Here is a 12,795-nt window from a genome sequence, read left to right as displayed (position 1 = left end):
GGTCCTCCCGCCGTCCGCGAGCTGTGGGGCTGATGGCATGATCACGGCGTGACCAGCGAACCGACCCTGCCGGGCTCCGTGCGACACGTCCTCTTCGATGTCGACGGGACCTTGATCGACGCGGTGGCCAACCAGCGCCGGGTCTGGGAGACATGGGCGGGGCGGTACGGACTCGACCCCGAGGCCGTCCATCAAGTCGCGCTGCGGACGCGTCCCATGGAGACCTTCGCGGCGGTGGCCCCGGAACAGGACCCGCAGACATGCCTGGCCGCCCTGCACGAACTGGAGGACGAGGACGTCCGGTCCGGTGTCTACGCGGCCTTCGACGGCGCAGCGGAGCTGCTGTCCGGCCTGCCCTCGGGGTGCTGGGCACTGGTGACCTCGAACTACGGGCACCGGGTGCGCGGGCGGTTCGCCCGGACCGGACTGCCGGTTCCGGGCGTGGTCGTGGACGCCGCGGCCGTCGACGAGGGCAAGCCGTCGCCGGTCCCCTACCTGCTGGCCGCGGAGCGTCTCGGTGCCAGGCCGGAGGACTGCCTGGTCATCGAGGACGCCCCGTCCGGCGTCGAGTCCGGGCTGCGGGCCGGCATGACCGTGTGGGGAGTCAACACCGCGGTCCCGGTGGACGGGGTGCACCGCCACTTCGCGAGCCTGCGCGAGGCGGTACCCGACATCCTCGCCTTCGCGACGGGAGCGCACCGGGACTCCGCGGTCTGAGCGGTCCGCAAGCCGTCAGGCCAGTTCGCGGCGGAAGAACTCCAGTTCCAGGGCCATGAGCTTCTCCTTCGTGCCGTTCGGGGTCATGTGGGTGACGCCGGGCAGGGCCAGGAGCTGGTGCGGGCGGCCTGCGTCCGTCAGGGCCTGGGAGAGGCGCAGGGTGTGCGAGGGGTGGACGTTGTCGTCGGCCAGGCCCGTGACCAGCAGCAGCGGCCGGATCAGGTTCGGGGCGTCCGGGATCAGCGAGTCCCGCTCGTACACCTCGGGGTTCTCCTGCGGGAGCCCGAGGTAGCGCTCGGTGTACGCCGTGTCGTAGTGCCGGAAGTCGGTCGGCGCGGCCCCGGCGGCCGCCGCGTGGAAGACGTCCGGGCGGCGCAGCACCGCCATCGCGGACAGGTAGCCGCCGTACGACCAGCCGCGTACCCCCACCCGGCCGAGGTCCAGGTCCGGGTGGCGTTCGCCGAGTGCGTGCAGGGCCTCGACCTGGTCGTCCAGGGTGACCTCGGAGAACCCGCGGTACACGGCGTGGGTGAAGGCGGGGGAGACGTACGGGGTTCCGCGGTTGTCGACGGTCACCACCGCGAAGCCCCGGTCGGCCCACCACTGGCGGTGCTGCCAGCGGCGCGGCTCGGCGGACACGTCCTGGAAGCCGGGGCCGCCGTAGCTGTCCATGAGGACGGGCAGCCGCCGGCCGGGGACGTGGCCGCGGGGGAACACCACCGAGGTGGGGACGGCGTGCTCGGTGACCCGCTCCAGCAGCGGGACCACCCGGTAGGGCAGCGGCGCGGACAGGTCGGCCGGAGCGAACTCGCGCCCGTCGGCCGTGCGCACGGTCCGCCTGGTCCCGTCGGCGTCGGCGGAGGTCAGCAGCAGTGTTCCGGCGGAGGCCTGGACGCTGTGCACCCCCGGTCCGTCGGCCAGCGGGGTGAGCTCACCGGTGGCGGGGTCGAGGAGCAGGACCTGCTGTTCGGCGGGGTCGCGCAGGCCGGCCTCGATCAGCAGCCGGTCGCCGTGGGTGCCGGCCACCCGGCGGACCTGGATGCCGTCCCCGGTGAGCGGTTTCCCGTCGACGGCGAGGCCGCGGGCGGCGCCGTCCGGGGTGTCGGCGGCGGTGAGCATCCGGCCGTCGGCGAGCCGGGCCGGGGTGCCGGGCAGCATCGGGTCGACCCACTGGGGGTGGGTGGTGCGGGACAGCTCCCGGGTACGGCCGGTGGCCGGGTCGGCGGAGAGCAGCAGGACGCACCTCTGGAGCCGGTCCCGGACGGTGAGCAGGATCTCCCGTTCCGCCGTGTCATCGGCGGGCCAGTCGACGTCGGAGACGTACGGGTACGCCTCGGCGTCCCAGTCGAGCCGTACCCGGGTGCTGCCGGGGCCGAGAACCCACAGCTGGACCTCGGCGTTGGGCCCGCCCGCCTCGGGATACGCGAAGTCCTCGGGCGGGAGCTCGGGGTGCGCAGGATCGGCGAAGTGGCGCCGCTGGAGGGCGGATTCGTCGACGCGGGCGGCCAGCAGGGTCTCCCCGTCGGGGGACCACCAGTGGCCCCGGCCCCGGTCCAGCTCCTCGGCGGCGGCGAACTCCGCCACGCCCCAGCGGGCTCCGTCGGCGGGGCTGACCCGGCCGCCCGGGTGGGTGTACAGGACGTCGTCGGCGACGTACGCGGTGCGGGAGCCGTCGGCGTCGAGCCGGGGGTCGAGGGCGGGCCCGGCGGCGGGAACCGCCTCGACCGCGGGGGCGTCCTCGTACCTGACCCGGTACAGCCGCCCGTACAGCGGGAACACCGCGCTGCGGCCGTCGCCGGAGAGCGCGTACGAGCCGATCCCGGCGGCGACCAGCCGGATCCGCTCCCGCAGCCGGCGCTCGGCGGCCGGCAGGGCGCCCGGCTCGGGGGACAGCTCGCGGGGGTCGGCGAGGCGGGTCTCGGTGCCGGTGGCGGTGTCCAGGACCCAGAGGCTGTCGAAGGCGTCGGCGGGGCCGGTGGAGCGGAGGAACCAGAGCAGCCGGCCGTCGTCCCCGAAGGAGAACGCGCGCGGGGCGCCGTACGTGAAGCGGCCGGTGCTCGCGGAGAGCCTGAGGAAGTCATCCATGATCGTAGTGTGTCATGTGAAATGGCACACTGTACATGTCATGCAGCCTAGGCCATTCGAGTGGTGTACCCCGGGTAGCAGGTTTAGCGTCGAAAAGGTGGACCACAACGCAACGCCGACCAGCGGGACCGACGGCAAGGTCCGGGGCAGCGGCAACGGGCTGGCGCTGTTCGTCATCGCCTCGTGCCAGCTGATGGTCGTCCTCGACATCACCATCGTGAACATCGCGCTGCCGCACATCCAGACCGCCCTCGGCTTCTCCACCGAGAGCCTGTCCTGGGTCGTCAACGCCTATACCCTCACCTTCGGCGGACTGCTCCTCCTCGGCGGGCGCACCGGCGACATCCTCGGCCGCAAGCGCGTGTTCATCTTCGGCGTCCTGCTCTTCGGCCTGGCCTCGATGCTGGGCGGACTCGCGCAGAACGAGGGCCAGCTGATGGCCGCCCGGGCCCTGCAGGGCGTCGGCGCCGCCATCGCCTCCCCGACCGCGCTGGCGCTGATCTCCACCACGTTCCACGAAGGCCCGGCGCGCAACCGGGCGTTCGGCGTGTTCGCCGCGGTCTCGGCGGGTGGTGGCGCGATCGGCCTGCTGGCCGGCGGCGTCCTCGTCGAATGGCTCAGCTGGCGCTGGGTGCTCTTCGTCAACGTCCCGATCGCCCTGGCCATTGCGGTGATGGCGGCGCGGGTCATCCGGGAGTCCGAACGCCACCCCGGACACTTCGACCTCGCCGGCGCGCTGCTGTCCACCCTGGGCATGGTCGCGCTCGTCTACGGCTTCATCCGCGCCTCCCAGGAGGGCTGGACCGACCCGGTCACCCTCGGATCCTTCGGTGCGGCCGTGGTCCTGCTCCTGCTGTTCTTCCTCAACGAGCGGCGCTCGCCGCAGCCGATCACCCCGCTGCACATGTTCGCCGACCGCAACCGGGCCGGGTCGTACGGCATCATGCTCTTCCTCGCCTGCGCGATGTTCGGCATGTTCTTCTTCCTGACCCTGTTCGTGCAGAACGTGCTGGACTTCAGCCCGATCCAGGCCGGCGTCGCGTTCCTGCCGGTGAGCGTCGTCATCGCCGTCGGCGCGGGCATCACGTCCCAGCTGCTGCCCAGAATCGGACCGAAACCCTTCATGGTGACGGGCGCCCTGTGCTCGGCGGCCGGCCTGGCCTGGCTGACGCAGACCGACATCCACTCGACGTACCTCGGCAGCATCCTGGGCCCGATGCTCGTCTTCAGCCTCGGCATGGGCATGCAGTTCGTCTCGCTGACCCTGATGGCCCTCTCCAACGTCGCCGACCGGGAGTCGGGCGCGGCATCCGGACTGCTCAACACGACGCAGCAGGTGGGCGGATCGCTGGGCCTGTCGATCCTGGTCACGGTGTTCGGTACGGCCAGCCGCAACGAGGCCCACGACCTGGTCCCGGCGTTCCTGAGCCAGGCCGCCCCGGTCCAGAAGGCCGTCTTCCTGCGTACAGGCCAACTTCCGGACCCGTGGGGCGACCAGGTGCTCACCTCGGGCGTGAGCGCCGCGTTCATCGTCGCTGCAGGCTTCGCCCTGATCGCGGCGCTCATCGCCCTGTTCGTCATCCAGGTCCGCCCCTCGGACCTGGAACGCCTCAAGGGCAACCACGTCCAGGCGGCTGCCTGAGACGCGCGGGCGGCGCAAGCCGCCCGCCTGCGTGTCTCACACGGCCGTGCCCCGGACCCGGCAGCGGACCGGGCCCTCCGCCCGCAGGGTGATCCCGGCGCTGACCGGGACGTCGGTGTCCACGGCCTCGAACTCGTACGCCCGCAGGATCATCGCCAGCGCGATCACCGACTCCAGCATCGAGAAGTGCTGCCCGATGCAGGCGCGCGGGCCGCCGCCGAACGGGAACCAGGCGTAGCGCGGGCGCCCGGCCTCCGCCTCCGGGGTGAAGCGGTCCGGGTCGAAGCGGTCCGGGTCCGGCCAGTACCGGGGGTGCCGGTGCGTCACCCAGGGAGCCAGGATCACGTCGGAGCCCGCCGGGATGGTCCGTCCCCCGACCTCGGTGGCCGCGACCGAGCTGCGGCCGATGACCGGGGCGGCCGGATAGAGCCGCATCGCCTCCTTGAGGACCTGAGTGAGGTACGGGAGGCGGTCCAGGTCGGCGGCTTCCGGCGTACGGTCGCCCAGTACGCGGGAGATCTCCTCCCGGGCCCGCGCCTGCTGCTCGGGGTGCCGGGCCAGCAGGTGCAGGGAGAAGGCGAGCGAGGTGGCCGTCGTCTCGTGGCCGGCGAGCAGGAAGATCAGTACCTGGTCGCGCAGCTCGGCGGCGTCGAACTCGCCGTCGTCCGTGCTCGTGGCGGTGGCCAGCAGACTCAGCAGGTCCTCGCCCCCGGCCCCGCTGCGCCGCTCAGCGATGATCTTGTCGCACACCGCGTACAGCTCGTCCATCGCGGCGGCCGCCCGCTTGTTGCCCGGCGTGGGCCAGGTACGCGGGATGTTGGCGGGGGAGTAGCCGCGGCGCAGCACGTAATCCGTGATGACCGGAAAACACCGGTCGACGACGTCGACGGTGGCGTCCACGTCGGTGCCGAAGAGGATCCGGGCGACCGCGCGCAGGGCGAGCTGCATCATCTCCTCGCCGACGTCGACCACCGCGCCGGGGGCCTTCTCCCAGCCCGCGATGACGGCCCGGGTCTCGGCCGCGACGGCGTCGGCGTAGCCGTCCACCCGGCGCTTGGTGAACAGCGGCTGGACCAGCCGCCGCTGGCGCAGGTAGTCCTCGTCCTGGCTGGTCAGCAGGCCGTTGCCGAAGGAGTCCCGGAGCTCTTGGTAGAAGGCGTTGTCCTTGCGGAAGTTGGCCGACTCCGAGGCCAGGACCTGCTGCGCGCCCTCCGCGGAGAAGATGCAGTACAGCTCGGCGCGCAGCCCCGGCGGGCCGGCGGTGATCCGTACGACGTCGCCGTGCTGCTGCTGGGCGCGCAGATAGGTTCCGAGCGAGTCCGATTTCAGGTCGAACAGGGAACCGAGCAGGGGGATCCCGCCGAGCGCGGGTACCTCCGTACCGGTTTCCGTCCGTGTATCCACTGCTGCCATGGCCGCCCCCTCGACACCGTACCGACGGGGCCGATTCTGCCCGGCCCGCGCCGGGGGCGCCGAGGATCGCTCCGCCATGCGGCTGAAACTCATCGCCCGGCTTGCCTTTTTGTCACTACTTGTCGCAGGTGATGCCGTCCTTGTCCCGGTCGAGGGCGTCACGGTGACCGGGCCGGCCGCGCCGCACGGGCGCCGCCCCCGCCACCGCCGGTGGAGCCGCCGCAGCGTATGCGTGTCGCTCCACCACATGTGAAGCTGTTTCACGTCAACTTCCCTGACATGCACCTGAGGACGCCGGCGCCGGATGAGCAAGCCCCCGAACCCCTTTGCCGCCAACCCCTTCGCCCCGCCGCCGTCCCCGGCCCCGCGGGAGCCGAAGCCGCCGGAAACGAACGGCCAGGCGGTACCGGCCCTCGTACTCGGGGCCCTCGCCGCCCTGGTCGCCACCGAACGGCTGCTGTTCTGGGTGGGCTTCCCGCTGGGCCTGGCCGCCGTGGCCCTCGGCGGGGTGGCCTGCTCGCGGGCCTTCCGGGGCGCTCCGCACAAGCTGCTCGCGGTCTTCGGCACGGCGGTCGGCGTCCTCGGGATCGGGCTCTCCCTGTACGGACTGAGCGCCACCCTGCACACGCTGACCGACTGGGAGGGCGGCGTGGTCGGCGGCCCCTCCGCAGCCACGCCGATCCCCCTCGTCCCGGTGCCGCAGTCCTCGGCCCCGCTCCCGCAGGCCTCCGGAGCCATGCCGTTCGGCACGACGTACACGTACGACAACGGCGTCGAGGTGACGGTGGGGGACCTCGCTGCTTACCAGCCGGTGGGGGCGGGACCGGCCGCCGACGGCCCGCTGCGGCCCGGGGCCCGGCTGAAGGTGACCGTGGTGAACCACTCCGACGGCCCGCTCGACCTGCGCAAGGCGATCCCGACGGCGACCGATCACCGCACTGCCGGGCACCTCTGGGGGATCCACGACCGGGAGCTCCCGCGCCCGTTCGAGGGCACCCTCCCGGCGGGGGCCACGGCGACGGCCGAATTCGGCTTCCTCCCCGCGCGCGGGGCCGAGGAGCTGACCTTCGAGATCTCCCCGGGCCTGACCCCGTACGACGGCCGCACCTGGACGACCCCGCTCCCGTAGCGGCCGGAGGTCCGGGCACGCACGTGGTCCGACCCTCGTGCCCGATCCGCCGGACACCCCTAGGCCAGTACCGCCCTCCAGTCGTTGCTCGTGTGCCGGTGGCCCGGCGGGTACTCGAACTGGGTTTCACCGAGGAGCGTGAAGCCTGCCGTGCGGCAGACGGCGTTGGACGCCCCGTGGTCGACGGACGGGAAGGCGTGGAGGTGGCGGCGCGCACCGTGCTTCCCCGCGTGGGCGATGACCGCGCGGGCCGCCCTCGCGGCGAGACCGCGGCCCTGGAACTCGGGCAGGACGCCCCAGCCGGTCTCGTAGACCTCTTCGCCCTTCCAGGTGCGCTCCCAGAAGCCGATGGTGCCCACGCTCTCGCCTCCTGCGACGATCCGGAACATCCGTCCGGCCGCCGGTTCGCGGGCGGACAGCGCCAGATACCGCTGGTGCCGGTCCTCGAGCTTGGCTTCGGTCTCCGGGCCGCCGAGGTGTGCCGTCATGACCGGTTCGTTCTTGCGCAGCAGGAGCCAGAAGTCGCCTTCGGCCCAGGGCTCGAGTCGCAGGGAGTCGTCCATGGGCCCACGGTAGAGGGCGGACGCGGCACTCGGGCCTGTGCACCCCCAGCGAGCAGGGGAGGCACGCCCTGAGGCACTTCTGCGCGTCCGTCCTGTTGGACGCGGGGGGAGACGCGGGGGAGAACGCCGAGGCCCTGTCCGGGTACCTCGGTCACAGCGACCCCGGGTTCCCCCTGCGGACCTGCACGCACCTCATGCCCAACAGGCAGGCGCGAACGCGGAGGGCCGCCGGCGGTGTCTTCCGCGGAGGCGGGGACACCGACGACGGCCCACGGACGGCCCGGGAGGACGGAGAGGCGTCCTGACCTGAGGCTGGGTCAGATGTCGCGGAAGATCTCGATCTGGGCGCCCACCGAGTTGAGGCGTTCTGCGAGTTCCTCGTAGCCGCGGTTGATGACGTAGACGTTGCGCAGGACCGAGGTGCCCTCCGCCGCCATCATGGCCAGGAGGACGACCACCGCCGGGCGGAGGGCCGGCGGGCACATCATCTCCGCCGCGCGCCAGCGCGTCGGGCCCTCGACCAGGACGCGGTGGGGGTCCAGGAGTTGGAGGCGGCCGCCGAGCCGGTTCAGGTCCGTCAGGTAGATGGCCCGGTTGTCGTACACCCAGTCGTGGATCAGGGTCTGGCCCTGGGCGGCGGCCGCGATGGCCGCGAAGAACGGGACGTTGTCGATGTTCAGCCCGGGGAACGGCATCGGGTGGATCTTGTCGATCGGCGCCTCGAGCTTCGAGGGGCGGACCGTCAGGTCGACCAGGCGGGTGCGGTTGTTGTCCGCCGTGTACTCCGCCGAGCGGTCGTGGTCGAGGCCCATCTCCTCCAGCACCGCGAGCTCGATCTCCATGAACTCGATCGGGACCCGGCGGATCGTCAGCTCCGACTCCGTGACCACCGCGGCGGCGAGCAGGCTCATCGCCTCGACCGGGTCCTCGGAGGGGGAGTAGTCGACGTCCACGTCGATGTTCGGGACGCCGTGGACGGTGAGGGTGGTCGTGCCGATGCCCTCGACGTTGACGCCGAGCGCCTCCAGGAAGAAGCACAGGTCCTGGACCATGTAGTTGGAGGAGGCGTTGCGGATGACCGTGACGCCGTCGTGCCGGGCGGCGGCCAGCAGCGCGTTCTCGGTGACCGTGTCCCCGCGCTCGGTCAGGACGATCGGGCGGCCCGGGGAGACCCCCGCCTCGACCTTCGCGTGGTAGATGCCCTCGGTCGCGGTGATGTCCAGGCCGAAGCGGCGCAGGGCGATCATGTGCGGCTCGATGGTGCGGGTGCCGAGGTCGCAGCCGCCGGCGTACGGCAGGCGGAACTGGTCCATCCGGTGCAGCAGCGGGCCCAGGAACATGATGATGCTCCGGGTGCGGCGGGCTGCGTCCGCGTCCATGGCGTCCATGTCGAGGCGGACCGGCGGGACGATCTCCAGGTCCACGCCCTCGTTGATCCAGCGGGTGCGGACACCGATGGAGTTCAGGACCTCGAGGAGCCGGTAGACCTCCTCGATGCGGGCGACCCGCCGCAGGACCGTACGGCCCTTGTTGAGCAGCGAGGCGCACAGCAGCGCCACGCACGCGTTCTTGCTCGTCTTGACGTCGATGGCGCCGGACAGCCGGCGCCCGCCGACGACCCGCAGATGCATCGGGCCGGCGTAGCCCAGGGAGACGATCTCGCTGTCGAGAGCTTCACCGATTCGGGCGATCATCTCAAGGCTGATGTTCTGGTTGCCGCGCTCGATCCGGTTCACGGCGCTCTGGCTGGTGCCGAGTGCATCCGCGAGCTGACTCTGCGTCCAGCCCCGGTGCTGCCGGGCGTCACGGATGAGCTTGCCGATGCGTACGAGGTAGTCGTCTGCCATGGACGCACCGTATCTCAGATATGAGATGCCCCCTGCTTCGGGTGTGGCAGACGGGTGTTACCCACCATCAGTTCTGTCCGGGCTCGTATGTGTCGTGCCCCTTGTACACATTTGCCCCGCTAGCTCCGGCGGCTCCGGCAGCTCCGCAAGGCCGAGCTCCGGCTCGGCCATTCGGCTTCCGGTGCGGCGCCGCACCGGAAGCGCTGCCGGAGTTCCCCGCGCGGCGCGCCGCCGGGCCGGCCGGCCGCCCCGGCGGCGCTCGCCGTGTGTACGTCCTCGCGGGTGTGAAGCGGATGTCCGCGTTTCCGGGGTTCCCTGTGATCTGGCCCATGCCGTGCATGACCAGGGCGCGGCAATGCACTAGAGTTATCTCGACATCGAGATATCTGCCGAAGGCGTACCGCAGCCGCCCCTGCTGGTAAGGATTACCTAACTTAGCCTTACCTTAGCGGATTGGCCACAGGGCGTGGCGGCAGGATTGCGGTAAAACGCGCGAATTTCATGCATGAAGGAGACTGTCGTGTCGGCGAACAGCTTCGACGCCCGCAGCACGCTGCAGGTGGGCGACGAGTCGTACGAGATCTTCCGGCTGGACAAGGTTGAGGGCTCTGCCCGCCTTCCCTACAGCCTGAAGGTGCTGCTGGAGAACCTGCTCCGCACCGAGGACGGCGCGAACATCACCGCCGACCACATCCGGTCGCTCGGCAACTGGGACTCGCAGGCCCAGCCCAGCGAGGAGATCCAGTTCACGCCGGCCCGCGTGATCATGCAGGACTTCACCGGCGTCCCCTGCGTCGTCGACCTCGCCACCATGCGTGAGGCCGTGAAGGCCCTCGGCGGCGACCCGGCGAAGGTCAACCCGCTCTCCCCGGCCGAGCTGGTCATCGACCACTCCGTCATCGCCGACAAGTTCGGCACCAAGGACGCGTTCGCGCAGAACGTGGAGCTGGAGTACGGCCGCAACAAGGAGCGCTACCAGTTCCTGCGCTGGGGCCAGACCGCCTTCGACGACTTCAAGGTCGTCCCCCCGGGCACCGGCATCGTCCACCAGGTCAACATCGAGCACCTGGCCCGTACGGTCATGGTCCGTGGTGGCCAGGCGTACCCGGACACCCTCGTCGGCACCGACTCGCACACCACCATGGTCAACGGCCTGGGCGTGCTGGGCTGGGGCGTCGGCGGCATCGAGGCCGAGGCCGCGATGCTCGGCCAGCCGGTCTCCATGCTGATCCCGCGCGTCGTCGGCTTCAAGCTGACCGGCGAGCTGCCGACCGGCACCACCGCCACCGACCTCGTGCTGACCATCACCGAGATGCTGCGCAAGCACGGCGTCGTCGGCAAGTTCGTCGAGTTCTACGGTGAGGGCGTCGCCGCCACCTCCCTCGCGAACCGCGCCACCATCGGCAACATGTCGCCGGAGTTCGGCTCCACCGCCGCGATCTTCCCGATCGACGACGAGACCCTGAAGTACCTGCGCCTGACCGGCCGCGACGCCCAGCAGGTCGCGCTCGTCGAGGCGTACGCCAAGGAGCAGGGCCTGTGGCTGGACCCGGCCGCCGAGCCGGACTTCTCCGAGAAGCTGGAGCTCGACCTCTCCACGGTCGTCCCCTCCATCGCCGGCCCGAAGCGCCCGCAGGACCGCATCGTCCTGGCCAACGCCGCCGAGCAGTTCGCGCAGGACGTGCGCAACTACGTCAGCGAGGACGAGGAGGCCGGCAAGGAGTCCTTCCCGGCGTCCGACGCCCCCGCCGAGCACAACGGCGTGCCGACCCGCCCGACGCTGGTCACCCTGGCCGACGGCACCTCCTTCGAGATCGACCACGGCGCCGTCACCGTCGCCGCGATCACCTCCTGCACCAACACCTCGAACCCCTACGTCATGGTCGCCGCGGCGCTCGTGGCCAAGAAGGCGGTCGAGAAGGGCCTGGCCCGCAAGCCGTGGGTCAAGACCACCCTGGCCCCGGGCTCGAAGGTCGTCACCGACTACTTCGACAAGGCCGGCCTGACCCCGTACCTGGACAAGATGGGCTTCAACCTCGTCGGGTACGGCTGCACCACCTGCATCGGCAACTCCGGTCCGCTGGACGAGGAGATCTCGAAGGCGATCAACGAGCACGACCTCGCGGTCACCTCGGTGCTCTCCGGCAACCGCAACTTCGAGGGCCGGATCAACCCCGACGTCAAGATGAACTACCTGGCCTCCCCGCCGCTGGTCGTCGCGTACGCCATCGCGGGCTCCATGAAGGTGGACATCACCAAGGACGCCATCGGCATCGACACCGAGGGCAAGCCGGTCTTCCTCCAGGACATCTGGCCCTCCGAGGCCGAGGTCAACGACGTCGTGGCGAACGCCATCGGCGAGGACATGTTCAACAAGTCCTACCAGGACGTCTTCGCGGGCGACGCCCAGTGGCAGGCGCTGCCGATCCCGACCGGCAACACGTTCGAGTGGGACCCGCAGTCCACCTACGTGCGCAAGCCCCCTTACTTCGAGGGCATGACCATGGAGACCACCCCGGTCTCCGACATCGCCGGCGCGCGCGTGCTGGCGAAGCTGGGCGACTCGGTCACCACCGACCACATCTCCCCGGCCGGTGCGATCAAGGCCGACACCCCGGCCGGCAAGTACCTCACCGATCACGGCGTCGAGCGCCGCGACTTCAACTCGTACGGTTCCCGCCGCGGCAACCACGAGGTCATGATCCGCGGTACGTTCGCCAACATCCGCCTGCGCAACCAGATCGCGCCGGGCACCGAGGGCGGCTTCACCCGCGACTTCACGGCCGAGGGCGCGCCGGTCGCGTTCATCTACGACGCCTCGCAGAACTACCAGGCCGCCGGCATCCCGCTGGTCATCCTGGCGGGCAAGGAGTACGGCTCGGGCTCGTCCCGTGACTGGGCCGCCAAGGGCACCGCGCTGCTCGGCGTCAAGGCCGTCATCGCCGAGTCCTACGAGCGCATCCACCGCTCGAACCTGATCGGCATGGGCGTGCTGCCCCTGCAGTTCCCGGAGGGCGCCTCGGCGGCCGCGCTGGGCCTCACCGGCGAGGAGACCTTCTCCTTCACCGGTGTGGAGGAGCTGAACAACGGCACCACCCCGCGCACGGTCAAGGTCACCACCGACACCGGTGTGGAGTTCGACGCGGTCGTCCGCATCGACACCCCGGGTGAGGCGGACTACTACCGCAACGGCGGCATCATGCAGTACGTGCTCCGCAACCTCATCCGAGGCTGAGCACCTAGCGGCACCAAAGGGCCGTATCCCCGTTAAGGGGGTACGGCCCTTCCGCTTTTCCAGGCCCGGGCCAGGTTTCGGGGAGGTCTCAACTCGGAAAAGCTGACGGACAACCGTGTGCATGATCTTGCTCACACGAGCGGAAGTGGACTATACCTGTGCCC

The 12,795-nt window shown here is 70.9% G+C and carries 9 protein-coding genes; 4 read left to right on the top strand and 5 right to left on the bottom strand.

All coding sequences use genetic code 11. From position 1 onward, the window contains the following. Positions 1-48: 48 nt before the first annotated feature. Entirely contained in the window at positions 49-717 is a 669-nt protein-coding gene (locus ACZ5WG_RS31600; protein WP_468727688.1) for an HAD family hydrolase, read from the top strand. Positions 718-732: 15 nt separating this feature from the next. On the opposite strand, the gene ACZ5WG_RS31595 is transcribed toward ACZ5WG_RS31600, so the two are convergent. Further along, positions 733-2,802 carry a prolyl oligopeptidase family serine peptidase gene (locus ACZ5WG_RS31595; protein WP_468727687.1) on the bottom strand — a complete coding sequence of 690 codons (2,070 nt, stop codon included), beginning with the start codon at positions 2,800-2,802 and terminating at the stop codon, positions 733-735. A 97-nt stretch (positions 2,803-2,899) separates the two neighbouring features. On the opposite strand from ACZ5WG_RS31595, the gene ACZ5WG_RS31590 reads away from it, so the two are divergent. After that, positions 2,900-4,444 (top strand): MFS transporter, encoded by a 1,545-nt coding sequence (locus ACZ5WG_RS31590; protein ID WP_468727686.1) that lies wholly within the window; start codon positions 2,900-2,902, stop codon positions 4,442-4,444. Positions 4,445-4,480: 36 nt separating this feature from the next. On the opposite strand, the gene ACZ5WG_RS31585 is transcribed toward ACZ5WG_RS31590, so the two are convergent. Beyond that, a complete protein-coding gene (locus tag ACZ5WG_RS31585; protein ID WP_468727684.1) occupies positions 4,481-5,857 on the bottom strand; it encodes a cytochrome P450 in 1,377 nt (458 codons plus the stop codon). Positions 5,858-5,972: 115 nt separating this feature from the next. Continuing rightward, entirely contained in the window at positions 5,973-6,062 is a 90-nt protein-coding gene (locus tag ACZ5WG_RS31580; RefSeq protein WP_468727784.1) for an excalibur calcium-binding domain-containing protein, read from the bottom strand. A 99-nt stretch (positions 6,063-6,161) separates the two neighbouring features. On the opposite strand from ACZ5WG_RS31580, the gene ACZ5WG_RS31575 reads away from it, so the two are divergent. After that, positions 6,162-6,986 (top strand): hypothetical protein, encoded by an 825-nt coding sequence (locus ACZ5WG_RS31575; RefSeq protein WP_468727683.1) that lies wholly within the window; start codon positions 6,162-6,164, stop codon positions 6,984-6,986. Positions 6,987-7,045: 59 nt separating this feature from the next. On the opposite strand, the gene ACZ5WG_RS31570 is transcribed toward ACZ5WG_RS31575, so the two are convergent. Next, positions 7,046-7,549 (bottom strand): GNAT family N-acetyltransferase, encoded by a 504-nt coding sequence (locus tag ACZ5WG_RS31570; protein WP_468727682.1) that lies wholly within the window; start codon positions 7,547-7,549, stop codon positions 7,046-7,048. A gap of 317 nt (positions 7,550-7,866) precedes the next feature. Continuing rightward, positions 7,867-9,396, bottom strand: a complete 1,530-nt coding sequence (locus ACZ5WG_RS31565) for a helix-turn-helix domain-containing protein (protein ID WP_468727680.1) — start codon at positions 9,394-9,396, stop codon at positions 7,867-7,869. A 505-nt stretch (positions 9,397-9,901) separates the two neighbouring features. On the opposite strand from ACZ5WG_RS31565, the gene acnA reads away from it, so the two are divergent. Next, on the top strand, positions 9,902-12,631 hold the full coding sequence (acnA, locus tag ACZ5WG_RS31560) for an aconitate hydratase AcnA (RefSeq protein ID WP_468727678.1): 2,730 nt from the start codon (positions 9,902-9,904) through the stop codon (positions 12,629-12,631). The last annotated feature ends 164 nt before the right edge of the window (positions 12,632-12,795 follow it).

Source organism: Streptomyces sp. NPDC032745, from assembly GCF_055579465.1.
The sequence above is the reverse complement of the archived record's forward strand: the minus strand, read 5'-3'. Positions and strand labels throughout refer to the sequence as shown.

What these genes read in the sequence shown, in the direction of transcription:
- ACZ5WG_RS31595 (WP_468727687.1), bottom strand. Translation starts at nt 2,802, where the DNA reads ATGGATGACTTCCTCAGGCTCTCCGCGAGCACCGGCCGCTTCACGTAC.
- ACZ5WG_RS31585 (WP_468727684.1), bottom strand. Translation starts at nt 5,857, where the DNA reads ATGGCAGCAGTGGATACACGGACGGAAACCGGTACGGAGGTACCCGCG.
- ACZ5WG_RS31575 (WP_468727683.1), top strand. Translation starts at nt 6,162, where the DNA reads ATGAGCAAGCCCCCGAACCCCTTTGCCGCCAACCCCTTCGCCCCGCCG.
- ACZ5WG_RS31570 (WP_468727682.1), bottom strand. Translation starts at nt 7,549, where the DNA reads ATGGACGACTCCCTGCGACTCGAGCCCTGGGCCGAAGGCGACTTCTGG.
- ACZ5WG_RS31565 (WP_468727680.1), bottom strand. Translation starts at nt 9,396, where the DNA reads ATGGCAGACGACTACCTCGTACGCATCGGCAAGCTCATCCGTGACGCC.
- acnA (WP_468727678.1), top strand. Translation starts at nt 9,902, where the DNA reads ATGAAGGAGACTGTCGTGTCGGCGAACAGCTTCGACGCCCGCAGCACG.